Origin of the sequence: Actinomadura nitritigenes (assembly GCF_017573545.1) — a bacterium.
In the GTDB taxonomy this organism is placed as follows: domain Bacteria; phylum Actinomycetota; class Actinomycetes; order Streptosporangiales; family Streptosporangiaceae; genus Spirillospora; species Spirillospora nitritigenes.
Window position 1 is genome coordinate 140,220 of the sequence record NZ_JAGEOK010000009.1, and the last position, 17,450, is coordinate 157,669.

A 17,450-nucleotide genomic window follows, 5' to 3' on the forward strand; every position below is an offset into this window, starting at 1 on the left:
GCTCCGGAGCGTCAGCTGTTGAGGGACGAGACCCGGCGGCGCGGCTTGCCCTGCGCCGTGCCGCCCTGCGCGTCCGTGCGCGCGCCGCCGCGCCGCGATCGACGTCCTGCCGCGGTCCCCGCCGAAGCCGCGCGAGTGTCCTGAGCGGTGTCGCGCTGCGCGTTGCCGGCGGCGGAGCCGCCGCCCCGGCGGGACCTCTGCCGAGGGGCAGCGTCCGCCGAAGACGCGCGGGCCGCGGAAGCGTCCTGCGTGTTCCTCTGCTGCGCGCCTCCGGACCTGGAGCCGCCGCGGCGGGACTTCCGGCCGGGGGCGTCCTTGGCCTGCTCGGCGCCGCGCGGCGCCGTGGCGCGCTGCTCCACGGGACGCTGTTCGGCGGGACGGGCCGGAGCGGTGCGGGCACCGGTGATGCGGGCCAGCTCGCCGTCGCCGGGACGCACCTCGGTGACGCGCGGGCTGATGCCCGCCTGGGCCATCAGGTCGGCCACCTCGCGGCGCTGGTCGGGCAGGACGAGCGTGACCACGGTCCCCGCACGTCCCGCGCGGGCCGTCCGGCCGCCGCGATGCAGGTAGTCCTTGTGGTCGGCGGGCGGGTCGACGTTGACGACGAGGTCGAGGTCGTCGATGTGGATGCCGCGGGCGGCGACGTTCGTGGCGACCAGCACGGTGACGTCCTCGGTCCGGAAGCCCTCCAGCGCGCGGTTGCGCTGCGACTGGGACTTGCCGCCGTGCAGCGCGGCGGCGCGGATCCCCCGCGCGGCCAGCTTGCGGACGAGCCGGTCGGCGCCGTGCTTCTTGCCGACGAACATGATCACCCGGCCGTCGCGCGCCGCGATCTCTGCGGTGGTGTCCTGCTTGTCGGTGTCGGAGACGTGCAGCAGGTGATGCTCCATGGCGGTGACAGCACCGGCCGCCGGGTCGACCGAATGGGTGACCGGGTCGTCGAGGAACCCGCGGACGAGCCGGTCGACGTTGCGGTCGAGCGTCGCGGAGAACAGCATCCGCTGCCCGCCCGCCGGGGTCCGCTCGAGGAGCCGGGTGACCTGCGGCAGGAAGCCCATGTCGGTCATCTGGTCGGCCTCGTCCAGCACGGTGATCCGCACGTCGCCGAGCCGGCAGTCGCCGCGCTCGACGAGGTCGGCGAGCCGTCCCGGCGTGGCGATCAGCACCTCGACGCCCCGCCTGAGCGCGTTCGCCTGGCGGGTGATCGACATGCCGCCGACGACCGTGGCGGCCCGCAGGCCGACGGCGTCCGCGTAGGGGGTGAGCGCGTCGGTGACCTGCTGGGCGAGCTCCCGCGTCGGGACCAGGACCAGGGCGAGGGGCGCGTGCGGCTCGGCGCGGTGGCCGGCGGTGCGGGCGAGCAGCGCCAGCCCGAACGCGAGGGTCTTGCCCGAGCCGGTGCGGCCGCGTCCGAGGACGTCACGTCCCGCGAGGGCGTTCGGCAGCGTCGCGGCCTGGATGGGGAACGGGTCCGTGACCCCCTGGGCGGCCAGCGCGGTCAGCATCCGCGGCGGCAGCGCCAGCCGCTCGAACGACTCGACCGGCGGCAGCGGCGGGGTGCGGGTCTCCGGCATCGCGAACTCGGTGTCCGGTCGCTGGACCTTCGCGGTCCTCGCGCCCTGCGCGGCCTGCGCCGGGCGGCGGCGGCCGCCGGAACGCGACCGGGACGAGCCGCCTCGGGCGGCCGGGCGGCCGGTATGGGGCATGGTCATGGTGAAGCCTTCCTCGGAAGCGGTTGCGTCCCGAGGGAGTGCTCCGCATGCGCGGCCGTGCGCGGCGAAGAGCTACAAGAACGAACCGGTGCGCGCGGTCTGCCGCGCGCGTGGGAAACGGGGGTCGCCCCCCTGGGAGCGTCGTGCGGCGGCGGGCTCGCCCCGTGGGCTCGCCCGCCGCGCCGGTCCCCGGTCAGGCGGGGACGATGTTCTCCGCCTGCAGGCCCTTCTGGCCCTGCGTGACGTCGAACGACACCTTCTGGCCCTCCTGGAGCTCACGGAACCCCTGGGCGGCGATGTTGGAGTAGTGGGCGAAGACGTCGGCGCCGCCGCCGTCCTGCTCGATGAAGCCGAAGCCCTTTTCCGCGTTGAACCACTTGACGGTGCCGGTGGCCATGGTCGTCTCCTTCTGGCGTCGGTCCCGTCCCGCACACCTTGCGCGGGACGGCGCCGCGATGGCCCATCCGGAAGATCCAGAACAACAAAAAATGCGCCCGAGGATGAACCGTCAGGCGCACATACATGTCTATGGGAACCGCAACTTTTCCTACGCTACCACATGGTAGTGCGGACGGAACCCGGTCGCCGAATTTTGCCCGCAACCCCCGGGGAGACTCCCCGCGAACGTCCGGGCGGGCGCATACTGGCAGGAATGAAACCCTTCCGGCCCGCCAAGCGGCGACACCTGCCCACCAGTCCCTTCGCGCCTCCGGCGGCGGCCCCGCCCGCCAAGGAGTTCGACCCCGACGACCAGGTCACCCACGACAAGTACGGTCTCGGACGCGTCCTGGAGGTCGAGCCGGGACGCGCCGTCCTGGTCGACTTCGGAACCCGCAAGGTCAGGATTCTGGCTCCCTACGCCAAGCTTTTCAAGCTCTGAAACCGGCCTCCCGCGCCATCCGGGAACACCGCACGAAACCCCGACATCGCCGCCGCTGAAATCACGAAATCGGCGGCACCTCCGCCGCCCGGCGGAAAGATCCCCCCACGGCCTGCGGCCCTCCGCGCCGCGGGCCGTTCACATGCGCGCGCGCCACGGCGGGCGAGGCCCGCCGAGCCCGTGCTCGCCGCCGGCGGTCCCCGCCCGGAGGGCGCGGCGGTCCTCGGCGAGCTCGACCAGCCGGGCCGCCATGTCCGCGTACAGCAGCAGCCGGCGGGCGGTGCCCGGGCCGAACGGCTGGGCGCCGGGGCGTCCGAGGACGGCGAGCACCCCGCGCGTGGTCTCGCCCGTCTCCAGCGGCAGGATCAGGATCGGGCCCGGCGGCAGCCGGGTCAGCGTCTGGTCGTCGACGATCCGCGCCGACAGCGCCCGGCGCGACGCGAACGCCCGGCCGAGCATCGACCGGCCGCGCCGGACCGCCAGCCCGCGGATCCGCTCGGCGTCCGCGCCGACCGCGACGTCGATCCGCAGCAGGTGGCCGTCCTCGACCGGCAGGGCGATGAACGCCAGCGGGACGTGCGCCAGCCCCCTGGCCTGCGTCGCCACGAGCTTCAGCAGCTCGTGCAGGTCCGTGCCGTCCAGCACCGCCGCCATCAGCTCGAACGACGCCGCCGACCGCTGCGCGTCCGCCGCGTCCAGGGGGCCCCGCGGAGCGCCCCACACGCTCGGGAGCGGCTCGTCGCCCGTCCCGCTCTCCCCGCGGAGGTCCGCCTCCGCGGTCACGCGGCGACCCAGCGGGAGCGCCGCGAGTCCGCCGCGCCGCCCAGGGAGCGGACGGTGAACACCCGGTCGAGCCCGGTGACGCGCAGCAACCGGAGCAGCTGCGGGCGCGGGGCGGTGAGGACGACGGTGCCGCCCGGCCCGGTCCGGCGGCGCGCGTCGACGAGCAGCGCCAGCCCGGACGCGTCGCAGAACGTCACGCCCGACAGGTCGAAAACCACGCGCGGGCCGGCGTCAGAGAGGGCGGCGTCAGAGAGCGCGGCGTCCGCGAGCGCGGCGTGCAGCCGCTCCCGCAGGGACGGTGTGGAGGCGATGTCGAGTTCGCCGTCGAGGGCGATGACGGTGTGGTCCGCGCGCTGCTCGCGGCTCAGCCCGACCTCGGTCGAGGCGGTGCGGGTGGGCATGTGGATCTCCGATCCGAAGTGTGCGGATACCGGTCCCCGGCGATCGCGCGGCCGCCTGCGTGCTGTGTCGCGCGCGCCCTGCGCGTAGCGTCTGCGGCGCCGATGGCGCCGGCTCGGCGGTTCGCGGCGGCGGCCTGCGGGCCGCGGTACGGGAGGCGCCCGTTGGCGGGCGGTGGGCGACGGTGTTGCGGCGTCACGTGCGCCGGACCTGTCTGGCCTCCTCGGAGACCGAGTATCGGGAAACCAGGGGGACGCGGACTTGGCCGCCCGCATCGAAAACCCCTCGGTCGCGCACCACTGTACGCCGCGCGACCGCCCCGTGGCGGAAGCACCGCCGCGCCGCCACGGGCCGGGCCGCGGTGGCCGGCGGTCAGCGGCGGGGGACGAGCAGGTCCAGGTCGGCGCGGGTGACCCGGGCGCGTTCGGCCAGCGCGTCGCGGTCCGTGCCCGCCGCCGCGACGAGTTCCAGCGCGCGCGTCAGCATCGTCGGCTGCTCCAGCGCGCGCGCCGGGCCGGGCTCCTGCCGCCGCCATCCGCGCGAGCTCAACGTCCCCATCGCGTTCCGGTACACGCCTTCTTCCATGACCCGCAGCGTGCGGGCCCGGTACAGCAGCGCCGCGATGCTGACGCCCCACTCCGCCTTCAGCGCGCCGAGCCGGTCCCAGTCGGCGGACCGGGGGAGTTCGCCCGCGATGTCCTCGGCCGGCATCAGGAACTCCGCCGCGAACCGGTGCGCCTGGTCCTCGACGATCTTCCCGCCCGGTTCCGCGTCGGCGTGCATCACCAGATGCCCCAGCTCGTGGGCGCCGTCGAACCGGTTCCGCCAGTAGTCGGCCTTCACCGGGTTGAAGAACACCATCGGACGCGGGTGCAGCCCGACGCTGAACGCGTCCACCCGCTCCGCCGCGTCCGGCAGGACGAGCACGACCACGCCCCGCGCCTCCAGCGTCCGCACCACGTGCGGCACCGGTCCCGGCACGCCGACCAGCGCCTTCCGCGCGACCCGCGCCGCCTCCACCGGCCCGCCGCCCGCGATCTCGTCCGGCGGCACCATGTACTCGGGGACGTCCACCACCGGCAGGTCGACGAGCTCCTCCAGCGCCGCCACCACGTCCGCCGCGATCCGCCCGTACGCGAGGGCCTGGTCCCGCTCGATCTGGCTGGTCGACCTCAGCGACCGGAAGTGCGCCCCGTCCAGCGACACGCCACCGCGCCCGCCCCGGAAGAACTCGACCGGCACCCCCAGCGCGAACGCCAGCCGCGACACCACCGCGTCCTCGGGACGCTGCACCCCGGCCTCGTACTGCCCGATCGCCCGCGGCGTGCTCCCCACGGCCTGCGCGAGCTGGTTCTTGCGCAGCCCCCTGAGCCGCCGGGCCAGCGTCAGCCGCTCGCAGTCGAACAGCCGCCGCGCCTCGGCGACCCGCCGAGCCGTTCGCTCATCGTTCACTATGCCGTTTCAGTGCTCGTCTCTTCGCGCAGCCGCACGGGCACGTCGGCCTCGTCGTCCCAGAGCGGCATCGTCCGTTCGACGAGCTTACGGCGTGGATCACCCCCAAGCGCGTCGTCCAGCTCCCGGACCCAGTGCCACGCCGTCCCGCCGTCGGCGTTCCACCGGGGACGCCCCAGGAAGAGCTCCATCTCCAGCGGCTCGTCGCTCGCACTGTGCGCGAGGACCAGCGTCACGACCTCGGGCGTGTCGCCCCCGACCCCGATGTCCAGCGCGAGCTGCCGGTCGTCCGCGTACTCCTGCCGCGCCACCGCCTGCTTGGTGGGACTGTCCCGGTCCCACCTGATCTTCCGCACCGCCCCGAACTCGTGCCGCTTCAACAGCACCCGGTACTTCCCGTACCGCCACCCGGGCGACCCGTTCAGATCGTCCCGCACCACCCGGTGATCGCCCTCGAAGACCCGGTCGATCCAGGACGTCAGCACGTCGAACGCGGTCACCCCGTACGACCGCTCCGTGAACCCCGCCGCCCGGCTCAACCCGCCGAACACGGCCAGCGTCGCCTCCCGGTGCGCCTCCCGCACCCCGTGCAGGAACCCGCCGGCCTTCAACTCGCCCCAGACAACGGTCTCCTCGCTCACACTGCCGGACCCTAACCGCCGCCACCGACAGAACGTCCGATGGTGAAGAGCCGCACCTCCCGCAGCCGCGGCACCGGCCCGACCCGTCCCTCCCGCACCCACAGCGCCCGGACGGTCGTCAGCACCAGCGTCCGCGCCCCCATGAAGAACAGCACCGCCAGCGGCAGCTCGCCCAGCAGCGCCGTCGCCACGCTGATCGCGAACTCGCCCGACCCCCACGACAGCATCACGTCGAACCACGCGTCGCACACCAGCAACGTCCCGGTGATGATCTGCCCCAGGATGGCCACCTGACGCCGCCGCCACACCGCGAGGGCCGTGAACGCGAAGGACGCCGTCAACGCGGCGTCGAACCCGATCCACGCCGCACTCCACTGCCCGGCCGTGTAGTGCTGCGGCAACGTGAGCCCCAGCGCGACCGTCCACGGGATGAGCCACGCGCAGCACGCCACCAGGAAGACCAGCACCAGCCCCCGCCGCCGCCGGTACCGCGGCTGATCAAGCGGGTCCTCGTCCGCGAGCGCGATCAACGCCCGCAGCAGCTCGGCCCGCTCCTCGGCCGGCAACTCGCGCAACTCCTCGACCGACACCACCCCGACCACCGCCTTCCGGCCGACGAACCGACCACCAGCATAGGAAGCCGGCCCCGCGGCGACCGGGCGCCCTACTTGACCGCCTTCGTCCGCGTCTTCACCGGCGCGGCCTTCCCCTCGGCGACGAGCCGCTCATGCTGCTGCCACCCCTGCAACCACTTCCACCCGGCCCCGAGCGCCGCCGTGGTCGCCGCCACCATGAACGAGGTCACCTGCGTCTCGTCCAGGTGCGCCCCCGGCACCCACTGCGCGACGACCCCCGCCAGCCACCCGGCCGCGACCGCGAACACCGGCGTGAACAACGCGACGCCCCGCCCCAGCCAGGACCCCTCCGAAACCGGCTCCCCCACCGCCTGCACAGGCGCCTCGACCTCGCTCACACCCATCACCATCCCGCGACAAACGGACGGCCCACCCGCCCACACCCCCATGCTGATCCGCGCCCACCGAACCCGCCCCCAAAACCCCAAATCCGACTCCGTTGACTTGTGGTGCGCCGCCCCTAGAAGGCGCCCAGAAGGTCGGCACACACAAGTCAACGTCAGGGCAGCAGCCGGTCTGGTGGTTCCGAGTCACCGCTGTCGTCTCGGCGCACAGCAGGGTCTTGGCTCGGTGTGTCGCAGCCGTCACCGATCGGCTCGAACGGGCGCAGAGCGCGGCGACCTCGGCGTATTCGCCGTCCTGCTGCTCCTGCTGTTCTTGCGCGGCACGGCCGCTGTCACTTGACGTCCTTCAGCCGATACAGCATCGCGGCGAACTCCGCGATTTATGAGCAGTGAATCATCCCGCGTTGCGGAAGGCCTCGTAGCGCTGCTCTAGGGCCTCCGAGTTCGGGCGGTCGGCTCGCCGCCGGGGAAGGGTGAGAGTCAGCCCGTTCATTTCCTGGAGGCCGTGTTTGAGCATCGGCCCGTCGACTTCTTGGAGTATGTCGGTGCGCACCTGGATTCTCAGGTCAGGGCGTATTCCCAGGATGTTCGCATCGTACGCGGCGTGGTGGATCTTGCAGAGGGACAGCCCGTTGGAAACGGCCGGCAGGCCTCGGTCGTCGCTGTCGGGGATGATGTGCGCGGCGTCGAGCAGCGACGCATGCCGAAGGCGGCACATCGCGCAACTGGTGTCGTAGGCGCGGATGACTCGCTGCCGGAAAACGGGCTGATGGAGCCGCTGCCTGCTGATCCGTTCGGAGTACCGCCGCTCGAGAGGGGTCAGCGACGCATGGTCGGCCAGTTTTGTCTGCGACTCGTCGAGCGCGACCGCGACCTGCGATTGCTCCGGCTCGTCCGCAACGATCCACACGGGATAGAAAGGGAGGTACAGCCCTTGCTGGACGCCGAAGAACCAGATGAGCGGTACTTCGAGAGTGTGGGCCTCCCGTAGGCCTCTGTTCGTGTAGTGCTGCGGATTGCCTTGGTACTTGTATCTGAGAAAGCCGTCCGGACCGAGGGCGTCCTCGTAGGGGGCACGTTGGCCGTCGGATGTGTACGTCGTCAGGATGGACAGCGCCGCTGCCAGGTCTCTCGGTTTGCGGATGCCGAGCTGGTTGTCGATGAGCGGAATGCGGCGGCCTTCGAAGTGGAAATCGAGGAGTTCGCGACGCTCGACGACGGGATTGTCGGGCGTGCACCGGCGATCGAGCCAGGCCATCGCAGCGCTGCGCAGGCGTCCGTCGAGGTCGTCGATCCCCAGTCGGCTCATGGGGAACTTTTACTACCTCGTTGCCCGTCGCGCCATAGCGCGAGCCGGCGTCGGTGTCGTCCCGTATGCGGTGGGCCACACCGGAGGCGCCCGACCCAAAAGGACATGTTTGTCTGTATATGCTGAGGCTTCATGGGGGCGCTGGGTGGCGTCCTCGTCCGTGGAGGAGCACCCGCATGTCCGGTCCGCTTTTGGTGAGTGATCCTCGGCAGTTGGGCGGGTACTGGCTGGCCGGGCGGCTGGGGGCCGGCGGGCAGGGCGTCGTCTACGAGGGGTACGACGCGGACGGCGCGCGGGTCGCGGTGAAGGCGCTGCATGTCGAGACGGTCAACGAGGCGCTGCGGAACGGGCTGCGCAAGGAGGTCGCGACGCTGCAGCGGGTGGCGTCGTTCTGCACGGCGCGGATCATCAGCGCGGACCTCGACAGCGTGCCGCCCTACATCGTCAGCGAGTACGTGCCCGGGCCCGATCTGGCGGAGTGGGTGCGGGAGCGGGGCGCCTACGGGCCGGACGAGCTGCACCGGCTGGCGATCGGGATCGCGACGGCGCTGGCGTCGATTCACCGGGCCGGGATCGTCCACCGGGACCTGAAGCCCGCGAACGTGCTGCTGGGGCCGGACGGGCCGCGGGTGATCGACTTCGGGATCGCCAAGACCGACGAGATGTCGCGCAGCGCGACGGGGGCGCTGAAGGGGACGCCGCGGTGGATGGCGCCGGAGCTGTTCCAGGGGAAGCACGCCACGCCCGCGGTGGACGTGTGGGCGTGGGCGGCGGTGGTGCTGTTCGCCGCGACGGGCAAGGCGCCGTTCGACGGCGAGACCCTGGCGAGCCTGCACCACCAGATCCTGAACGAGCGGCCGGGGACGGACGTGCTGGCCGAGCCGCTGCGGGGCCTCGTGGACGCGGCGCTCAGCCGAGTGCCGGAGGAGCGGCCGAGAGCGCAGGACGTCCTCGACGGGCTGCTCAGCGGGGTGAGCGGGGACGCGCTGGAGGCGGGGACGAAGGCGGCCGGGCTGGGGGAGCCGCCGTCGGTGACGCTGCCGCCCGCGCTCGGGGACGTCGCGGAGCAGGTGTACAGGGGGCTCGGCTGGGAGGCGCAGCAGGCCGTTCCGCGGGTGCTGCTCAGGATGGTGGCGGCGCCTGCGGACGCCCAGGGCGCGCTGCGTCCGGTGCCGGTGGGCGATCTCGTCGACGGGGTCACGGGCGAGCGCGCGCTGCAGGAGGTGCTGGACGGGTTCTGCGGCGCAGGGCTGCTGCGGCGGGACGACGTCACGATCTCCATAGCGACGCCCGCGCTGCTGCGGGCGTGGCCGCGGCTCGCTGAGTGGGTGACTGCGGAGAGCGAGGGGCTCGCCGCGCACCAGGCGCTGGCGGGCGCGGCGCGGTTGTGGAACGCGAACGGGCGCAAGCAGGCCGACCTGCATCAGGGGTCGGCGCTGGACGGGGCGCTGGCGTGGGCGTCGGTCGGGCGGCGGCAGCTCACGTTGAACCTGGTCGAGCGGGCCTTCCTGGACGCGTCGGTCCGGCAGACGCGCGACCGTGCCCGGACGCGGGCCGCCGTCACGACGACGCTGGCGGTTCTCCTGGTCATCGCGCTGTGCGCGGGGGCGGCCGTCGCGGTTCAGAGCCGGAGTCTGCGGAAGACGAACGCGACCGTGGCGGAGCAGCGCGACTCGGCGATCGGGCGGCAGCTCGCCACGCGGGCCGTCCAGCTGCGGCGGACCGATCCGGTGCTGGCGCGGCGGCTCGCGGTCGCCGCGTCCGCGCTGGCGGGGGACACGTTCGAGACGCGCGACGCGCTGCTGACGCTGACCGAGCAGTGGGAGCAGGGGATGTTCCGGCCTGCTGGGGTGGGGACCGACTGGAACACGTTGAGTCCGGACAAGGCCGGCCCTTACGCGTGGTCGAAGGACAACACCGTCATCCTGGGTGACCCGGACACGAAGAAGGCGCTGACCCTGCACCTTGCGGGCGCGGGGGTGTCCGGCCTCGGGCTGACGCTGGACGGCAAGCGGCTGCTGTCGCTGCAGAAGGACGGCACGCTGGCGCTCTGGGACACGGCGTCCGGGGCGCGGACGGCGCTGCCGTTCAAGCACGTGATGGGGGACGGGCTCTGGTTCAGCCCGAGCGGCGCGCGGCTCGTCACGACGCACCACGGGACGGTGAAGGTCCTCGACACCGCCACCGGGAAGGTGCTGTTCACCGCCAAGGAGAACTTCACCATCACCGGCCCTGTCTTCTCACCGGACGAGAAGTTCCTGGTCGGCGTGGCGAAGGACGGCGGCCACTGGAGGCTGGTCGGGCGGGACCTCGCCACCTTCAAGCGGATCAAGGTGCCCGAGCAGGTCCGGGACCTCACGGAGACGTCCATGATCGCCTTCAGTCCCGACGGGCGCTTCTTCGCGGCGACCGGGGCGGGCGGGTCGAAGAACCAGATCACGGTGGTGGACGTCAAGACCGGCGAGCTGCGCACCCGGCTGACCCTGCCGAAGGGGTACGACGGCCTCGACACCGACATCACCTTCAGCCCGGACGGGAACTTCCTCGCGTCGAACATGGCGCTGTGGAGCACCGATACCGGCACGGCCGAGCCGCCCTACCTCTTCTACAAGCCGGACGACATGTGCATCCACACCCGGTTCAGCGCGGACGGGCGGAGCCTGCGCTGCGTCGACTCCGAGGGGCGCGTCCAGGGCATCGACGTCTCGGTGTTCGTGCGCCCGGCGCAGGTGGCGCGGCCGTACGGCGACTCGGCGATCAGCCTGGACGGGTCGACGCTGGCCACCGCGGACCCGTCGCCGTCCAACGGCGTCCAGATCTGGGACACCGCGAAGCGGACCCGCCGCACGACGCTCCCGATCACCTACTCGACCGGCTACGGCGGCGACCGGATGGCGCTGTCGCGCGACGGGCGGCTGCTCGCGCTCGTCCGGCAGGACCGGACGGTCGAGATCTGGGACGTGCGGTCGCGGACGAAGCGGGCCGCCATCGACCTCGGCCCCGCGGCGCTGCCGTCGTCGCGCCCGCTGCCGTCGTTCTCGCCGGACGGCAAGGCCATCGCGACCGTCACGCTCGGCGGCCCGGCGACGCCCGCGAACCAGAACCGGCCGCAGACGACGCTGCTGCGGTTCTGGGACACCGCGACCGGGCGGCAGCTCGGGCAGGCGCGCGCGGCGGGACGGACCGGCGCGTCGGACGGCTCGCCGGAGCTGAAAACCGTCTGGAGCGCGGACGGGAAGAGCGTCGTGTCCGCCAACGACCTGGGCGTGGTCGCGTTCCCGTCCGGGAAGGTCATCGCCCCGCCGAACCCGCTCGCCACGACCGTCCAGGCCGCCGACCGGCAGGGCACGCTCGTCACCGTGCAGGATCGTTCCGACCGGCGGTCGCTGTCGTTCTGGAACGTCCGGACGCTCAAGCAGATCGGCACGCCCGTCGCGACACCGGACGGGAAGACGCCGATAGCGGCGCTCTCGCCGGACGGCCGGCTGCTCGCCACGACGGACATGCAGGGCAAGATCGACCTCTGGGACGTGCACGGGCAGCGGCGGCTCGGGCTGCCGCTCACCGGGCACACCTCGGCGTCCGTCGACGCGACGATCGAGTCGCTGGCGTTCAGCCCGGACGGCACCCGGCTCTACAGCGTGAGCGGCGACGACGGCAAGCTGGTCACCCACACCGTCGCGCCGCGCCTGCTGAAGGACGGCCTCTGCGCGCGGGTCGGGGCGCTGTCGAAGCGCGAATGGACGCAGTACGTCCAGGACATCCCGTACGAGAAGACCTGCTAGCCCAGCAGGATCTCCAGCATGCGGTCGCCGGGATCGGCCCCCTGGACCGCGCCGGAGCCGGGCGCGCCGGACGGGACCAGGTAGCCGCCGACCCACGAGCGCAGCATCAGCAGCGCCCGCAGCCGCGCGTCGTCGGCGCCGAAGCCGAGGCCCTCCAGGCACGCGGCGATGTGCCCGAGCAGCGCGCGGTCGGCGTGCCGGACGGCCTCCTCCGCCGCCGGGTCGTGCTGCGCCCACAGCCGCATCGCCCGGTCGACCGGCGCGATCTCGCGGCCGAGCGCCTGGATGCGGCGCAGCCGCTCGCGCGGGTCGCCGGTGCTGCCGAGCGCGAGGTCCAGCATCTCGTCGGTCCGCTCGTGCGCCCACCGGTCGAGGAGCGCCCGCATCAGCTCGCCGCGGTCCTTGAAGTGCCAGTAGAAGCTGCCCTTGGTGACGCCGAGCCGGGCGGCGAGCGAGGTGATCGCGACGCCGCGCTCGCCGGTGCGCGCCAGTTCCTGGTAGCCGGCCTCCACCCAGTCCCGCCTGGCCATCCTCGTACGGGCCGTCATCGCGCTCCCCACGCTCCGCTACACCAGGACCACCGGTCCCGGGTCCATCCCCAGCTCGATCCTGCCGTAGAGGGAGTACGCCGCGTCCGGGTCGAAGACCACATGCCCGCTGATCGTATTCACATCCCGCTGGGCCCGCTGGAACGGCGAGTCCGCGAACTGGGTGCTCGCGCCGGCCGCGCCGCACAGCTCGTTCACGACGCGGCGGGCGGTGGCGGCCACGTGCGCGGCGACCAGCCGGGCCCGGGCGCGGAGGTGCAGGCCGGTGGCGTCGCCCGCGGCGGCGGCCTCCGTCACGTCCCGCAGCGCGTCCTCCAGGAGCAGCCGCGCCGCCGCCAGGTCCGCGGTGGCGGTGGCGAGCCGGATCTGGCCGCTCATCAGGTCGCGCTGCCGCTCGCCGCTGTAGGCCATCCGCCGGCTCCGCATCCGGTCGGCGAACAGCGCGAGCACGCCCTCGGCGACCCCGAGCACGGGCGCCGCGCTGGTCAGCGCGAACACCGGGACGAGCGGGGTCCGGTAGAGCGGCGCCGGGTGGACGCGGGACCCGGGCGAGCGCCCCTCGGTCAGCGCCGCCAGCGGCACGGAGCGGTGCGCCGGGACGAAGACGTCCGCCACCTCGATGTCGTTGCTGCCGGTCCCGCGCATCCCGCTGGTGTGCCAGACGTCGTGGACGGTCACGTCCGCGCGCGGCAGCAGGAACAGCCGCGGCTCGATCGCGCCCTCGGCGGTGACCAGGCCCATGACCATCGCGTGGTCGGCGTGCACGGAGCCGCTGCCCCACGACCAGCGTCCGGTGACCCGGTGCCCGCCGTCCGCCGGCTCCGCGGTGCCCGTCGGCGCGAGGACGCACGGGATCAGCGCGTACGGCCGTTCGGCCCAGACCTCCTCCTGCGCCTGCTCGGGGAACAGCGCCACCATCCAGTTGTGCAGCGTGTAGATGACCGACAGCCATCCGGTGGACGCGCAGGCGGCACCGGCCGCGCGGCACGCCGCGACCATCGGCCCGAACCCGAGTTCGGCGCCGCCGTGGCGCTTCGGCACAAGCATGCTGAACAGGCCGGACGCGGCCAGGTCCGCGATGGTGGCGTCGGGCAGGCGGCGCGCGTCCTCGGCCTGCCGGGCACGCTCGGCCAGCGCGGGGGCCAGCTCCCGCACGCGGCGGACGATCTCGTCTCCATACTCCATAGTACGGAACCATACTCCTAGGTATGGCGCGAGCGACGGCGGGGACGGCGGCCGGTCAGACGACACACCAACCGAAGTGTGCGAAACTGACGCTGGTGACCCTCTTGTCCGGCATGTGAGCAGTGGCAATGCCCATGATCACGGACGGATGATCAACCGCAGCCGGTGTCGCGCTCGGTGACAGCCCCGATTCGGACACCGCCCAGCACAATCACCCTGGACGGGCGACTCCGCGATCGCCTGCATCACCACCGTGGACGTGAACATGGACGCTGAGACGCACGAGGTTCCCGCACCGGCCGGGAGGTTCACGGCCCTCCGGTCGAAGCTCCCGAAGGCGCCGGATCGGTCCCCGGCGTCGGTCTTCATCGTCGGCACCCCCTTCTCCGGCTCGACTCTGATCGGGCGCGACATGACCACCCGCATCCCGAAGGCCCACTATGTGGGAGAGCTGAACAACTACACGAAGTTCCCCGGCCTCAGCGGTGACGACGACTACGGGCGCGTGTGCGGGCCCTGCGATCTTCTCGGCAGGCGCTGCCCGCATTTCTCGGACGCGTTCCGGGAGAGCGCGTCCTACGACGACATCCTGGGGATGCACGCCCAGCTCGCCCGCTCCCTGGGTGCCTCGGTGGTCATCGATGGGAGCAAGTACGTCGGTTGGCTGCGGCACGCCCTCGCCCAGTGGACCGCCGCCCCCGGCGACCGGACGGCGCCGAAAGTGATCATCACGGCGCGGAACCCGATCGCGTTCGCGTTCAGCCACCAGCACCGGACCGGGCAGCAGCTCTGGCAGGGCGCCAACATCTGGCGGGACATCTACGTCGACACCCTCCGAACCGTCAACACGCGAGGGCTTCCGAACATGGTCGTCCGCTATGAGGACTACATGGCGGACCGGGAGAGCGCACTGGAGCGCCTGGCCGCCTTCCTGCATCTGCCGCTGGAGGCCAAGCCCGACAACTCCAGGCTCCATGACGCCGGTGGCAACTGGAGTTCGTTCGTCCCCTACGTCGGCATCGACCAGATGAACAAGACCTTCGAACGGCTTTCCGAAAGCGCGCGAGCGGATGCGGAGGAGTTCGTGAAGCACGCGCGGGCCTACTGGAGCGACGACAAGCCCAAGGCGGACACCCGCTGGCACCGCAGCCTCGACGCCGGTGAGGCCAACACGGTGCTGAGCACCCCGGGGCTGGCCGATGTGGCGAGCCTGGTCGGCTACAACGTCGCCGAGATCGTCAGCAAGGCCGTCCGAACCGGTCGGTGACCATCGTCGCGCGCCGCATCGGCGGGGCGTCCATCGCGCAGTGGAAGCCCGCCTCCGGCGCGGGCTCGTGCGGGTTGCGGATGGCGGCCGCCGCGAGGAGCCCGGCCAGGACGCACAGGGACGCGGCGATCAGCGCGGCGGTGTGGAACCCGGCGGAGAACTCCGCCGGGTGCAGGTAGGCGCTGCCGGTGATGCCGGCGACGGCCGGGAAGACGGCGACGGCGATGAGCGAGGCGGCGCGGGCCACGTCGTTGTTGACGGCCGAGGCCATGCCGGCGTGCTCGGCGGGCACCGCGGCCAGCACCGTGGACGTCAGCGGCGCGATGTTGATCGCCAGGCCGAGGCCGAAGACGGTCACCGCGGGCAGGACCTCGGTGAGGTAGTCGCCCGAGGAGCCGATGCGGACGAACAGGCCGAAGCCGGCGCCGATGACGACCGGGCCGAGGCTCATCTGGAGCCGGGGTCCGATGCGGGAGGCGAGCGCGCCGGAACGGGCCGACAGTGCGAGCGTGATCGCGGTGACCGGCAGGAGGGAGACGCCCGCCTCGAACGCGCTGTAGCCGGACACCTGCTGGAGCTGGATCGGCAGCAGGAACAGGGCGCCGCCCAGCGCCCCGTACACGATGAAGGTGACGAGGTTGGCGACGCTGAACTGCCGGGAGCGGAAGAGGCCGAGCGGCAGCATCGGATGGGCGGTCCGGTGCTCCAGCAGCAGGAACGCGCAGATCAGGACCGTCCCGGCGATGAACGCGGGGAGTCCGGACGAGCCCTGGATCAGCCCGTAGGTGAGGCCGACGAGGCCGAGGGTGATGAGGGCGCCGCCGCCGATGTCGATCCGGCCGGTGGCGTCCGGGTCCCGGGATTCGGGGACGTGCCGCAGCGCCACCGCGATGACCAGCGCCGCCACCGGCAGGTTGATCAGGAAGATGAGCCGCCAGCTCCCGGCCTGGACGAGCCAGCCGCCGACGAACGGCCCGGCCGCGGAGGCGACGCCGCTCAGCCCCGACCACGCGCCGATCGCGCGGGACCGGTCGTCGGGATGGAACGAGGCCTCCAGGATCGCGAGGCTGCCCGGGGTGAGCAGCGCCGCGCCGACGCCCTGCAGCGTGCGGGCGGCGACGAGGGTCCCCGGCGTCGGCGCGAGAGCGCAGAGCGCGGAGGCGAGCGCGAACCACGCGACCCCGGCGAGGAAGACGCGGCGGCGGCCGTAGTGGTCGCCGAGGGCGCCGGCGACCAGGAGCAGCCCGGCGAGGGTGAGGGTGTAGCCGGTGACGATCCACTGCAGGGTCGCCAGGCCGGTACCGAAGTCGCGGCCGATGGCGGGCAGCGCGATGCCCACCACGGTCGCGTCGAGCGAGGCGACCGCCGACCCGAGGACGGTCGCGGTGATCACCCACCGGCCCTGGGCCGTCGCGTACCTGAGGCTCACGTCGCTCACCTCCACGATTCTTCTGATCCCCATCGGCGTTCGCCGGATGCACGGTAAGTACGACAGGACGGCCCGCACGCCTGTGACAGGGGCACAGGGGCGAGCCGACCAGGCGGCGGTCCGTGACCGGCCCGCCGCACGGCGGGCCGGTCGTCGCGGACGGTCCGATCCGCTAGTGGACGGCGGCCCTCGCGGCCCGCTCGATCTCACTCGTGACCGTCGTGGCGTCGGACATCAGACCGAGGTGCCCGGCGTCGTACTCGGTGATGACGGAGCCGGCCCGCTTCGCCATGGCCGTCTCGGCGGCGGCCGGGATGATCGCGTCCTTGCGCCCGATGAGGTACCACGACGGGATCGTCCGCCAGGCCGGGGTCCCGGACGGCTCGTTGAGCGCGGCGATCGTCGCCGGCCGCTGCGTGGCCGCGACGATCGCCTTGTCCCGGTCGCTCAGACCGGTCGCGAACGACGCGAAGACCGTCGACCTCTTGAGGTAGAGGTCGGTCCCCGGGGTGGGCGGCAGGGTGGCCGGGACGAAGTCGAACACGGTGGCCGGGTCCGGGACCGAGAGCGCCGAGTCCGGTCCCGCGAGCACCGTCGCCGCCTCGCCCTCGTCCGGCGCGAAGGCGTTGACGTAGACGAGTGCCTTGACGTTCGGGGCGCCCGTGGCCGCGTTGGTGATCACGGCTCCGCCGTAGGAGTGGCCGACGAGGACGATCGGGCCGTCCAGCGTGTCCAGGAAGGCCCGCACGTACGCGGCGTCGCCGGACAGCGACCGCAGCGGGTTCGCGGCGGCGACGACCCGGTATCCGTCGGCCTGGAGCCTCGCGATGACCTTGCTCCAGCTCGACGCGTCGGCCCAGGCTCCGTGGACGAGCACGATCGTGGGCCTCGATGCCGCCGGCCGCCGTTCCTGCGACGAGGCGCTCTGCGTCTGGCTGAAGGTCACGAGGAGGAGGGCGGCCGCGGAGAGGATCGCGGCGACGGCGGGTCGCCTCCTGGCACTGCGGGCTGGGTGGGTCGGGGGTCTGGTCATGGTGCTCTCCCGTTCTGTGGATGGGCCCATGCGATCGACCGGACATCC

At 72.8% G+C, this 17,450-nt stretch carries 16 protein-coding genes; 3 read left to right on the plus strand and 13 right to left on the minus strand.

Annotated features, from left to right (window positions below; translation table 11 throughout):
- Positions 1-11: 11 nt before the first annotated feature.
- Together J4557_RS15640 and J4557_RS15645 are read right to left on the minus strand one after the other, a co-directional pair.
- Positions 12-1,712, minus strand: a complete 1,701-nt coding sequence (locus J4557_RS15640) for a DEAD/DEAH box helicase (protein WP_372442483.1) — start codon at positions 1,710-1,712, stop codon at positions 12-14.
- Between the two features lie 193 nt (positions 1,713-1,905).
- Complete coding sequence (locus tag J4557_RS15645) at positions 1,906-2,109, minus strand: cold-shock protein (protein WP_067460243.1); 204 nt, start codon at positions 2,107-2,109, stop codon at positions 1,906-1,908.
- Positions 2,110-2,364: 255 nt separating this feature from the next.
- On the opposite strand from J4557_RS15645, the gene J4557_RS15650 reads away from it, so the two are divergent.
- The gene (locus J4557_RS15650; RefSeq protein ID WP_151543932.1) at positions 2,365-2,592 is read left to right on the plus strand and encodes a hypothetical protein; all 228 of its coding nucleotides are present in this window, start codon (positions 2,365-2,367) and stop codon (positions 2,590-2,592) included.
- Between the two features lie 138 nt (positions 2,593-2,730).
- Here the strand turns inward: J4557_RS15650 and J4557_RS15655 are convergent, their stop codons facing one another.
- The 7 genes from J4557_RS15655 to J4557_RS15685 form a co-directional block, all read right to left on the minus strand.
- Positions 2,731-3,375: a GAF domain-containing protein gene (locus J4557_RS15655; protein ID WP_208267257.1), complete on the minus strand. Its 645-nt coding sequence runs from the start codon at positions 3,373-3,375 to the stop codon at positions 2,731-2,733.
- On the minus strand, positions 3,372-3,776 hold the full coding sequence (locus J4557_RS15660; RefSeq protein ID WP_208267258.1) for an STAS domain-containing protein: 405 nt from the start codon (positions 3,774-3,776) through the stop codon (positions 3,372-3,374). Before J4557_RS15660 ends, J4557_RS15655 begins: the two co-directional genes overlap by 4 nt.
- 370 nt (positions 3,777-4,146) lie before the next feature.
- Complete coding sequence (locus J4557_RS15665) at positions 4,147-5,226, minus strand: XRE family transcriptional regulator (RefSeq protein ID WP_208267259.1); 1,080 nt, start codon at positions 5,224-5,226, stop codon at positions 4,147-4,149.
- Positions 5,226-5,867, minus strand: coding sequence for a hypothetical protein (locus tag J4557_RS15670; RefSeq protein WP_307799840.1), 642 nt, complete (start codon positions 5,865-5,867; stop codon positions 5,226-5,228). Before J4557_RS15670 ends, J4557_RS15665 begins: the two co-directional genes overlap by 1 nt.
- 11 nt (positions 5,868-5,878) lie before the next feature.
- Positions 5,879-6,460, minus strand: coding sequence for a hypothetical protein (locus J4557_RS15675; RefSeq protein WP_208267260.1), 582 nt, complete (start codon positions 6,458-6,460; stop codon positions 5,879-5,881).
- Between the two features lie 71 nt (positions 6,461-6,531).
- On the minus strand, positions 6,532-6,840 hold the full coding sequence (locus tag J4557_RS15680; protein WP_208267261.1) for a hypothetical protein: 309 nt from the start codon (positions 6,838-6,840) through the stop codon (positions 6,532-6,534).
- Between the two features lie 400 nt (positions 6,841-7,240).
- Positions 7,241-8,155: an HNH endonuclease gene (locus J4557_RS15685; protein WP_208267262.1), complete on the minus strand. Its 915-nt coding sequence runs from the start codon at positions 8,153-8,155 to the stop codon at positions 7,241-7,243.
- 212 nt (positions 8,156-8,367) lie between these two features.
- On the opposite strand from J4557_RS15685, the gene J4557_RS15690 reads away from it, so the two are divergent.
- Positions 8,368-11,940: a protein kinase domain-containing protein gene (locus J4557_RS15690; protein ID WP_208267263.1), complete on the plus strand. Its 3,573-nt coding sequence runs from the start codon at positions 8,368-8,370 to the stop codon at positions 11,938-11,940.
- Here J4557_RS15690 and J4557_RS15695 read toward each other — a convergent pair.
- Both J4557_RS15695 and J4557_RS15700 read right to left on the minus strand, forming a co-directional pair.
- Positions 11,937-12,488, minus strand: coding sequence for a TetR/AcrR family transcriptional regulator (locus J4557_RS15695; RefSeq protein ID WP_208267264.1), 552 nt, complete (start codon positions 12,486-12,488; stop codon positions 11,937-11,939). The genes J4557_RS15690 and J4557_RS15695 overlap by 4 nt on opposite strands.
- A gap of 18 nt (positions 12,489-12,506) precedes the next feature.
- Positions 12,507-13,673: an acyl-CoA dehydrogenase family protein gene (locus tag J4557_RS15700; protein ID WP_208267265.1), complete on the minus strand. Its 1,167-nt coding sequence runs from the start codon at positions 13,671-13,673 to the stop codon at positions 12,507-12,509.
- A gap of 265 nt (positions 13,674-13,938) precedes the next feature.
- On the opposite strand from J4557_RS15700, the gene J4557_RS15705 reads away from it, so the two are divergent.
- Positions 13,939-14,940 (plus strand): sulfotransferase family protein, encoded by a 1,002-nt coding sequence (locus tag J4557_RS15705; RefSeq protein WP_208267266.1) that lies wholly within the window; start codon positions 13,939-13,941, stop codon positions 14,938-14,940.
- Here J4557_RS15705 and J4557_RS15710 read toward each other — a convergent pair.
- Positions 14,912-16,378: an MFS transporter gene (locus tag J4557_RS15710; RefSeq protein WP_307799841.1), complete on the minus strand. Its 1,467-nt coding sequence runs from the start codon at positions 16,376-16,378 to the stop codon at positions 14,912-14,914. The two genes, J4557_RS15705 and J4557_RS15710, sit on opposite strands and share 29 nt — an antisense overlap.
- Positions 16,379-16,541: 163 nt before the next feature.
- Positions 16,542-17,402: an alpha/beta hydrolase gene (locus J4557_RS15715; RefSeq protein ID WP_208267268.1), complete on the minus strand. Its 861-nt coding sequence runs from the start codon at positions 17,400-17,402 to the stop codon at positions 16,542-16,544.
- Between the last annotated feature and the right edge of the window lie 48 nt (positions 17,403-17,450).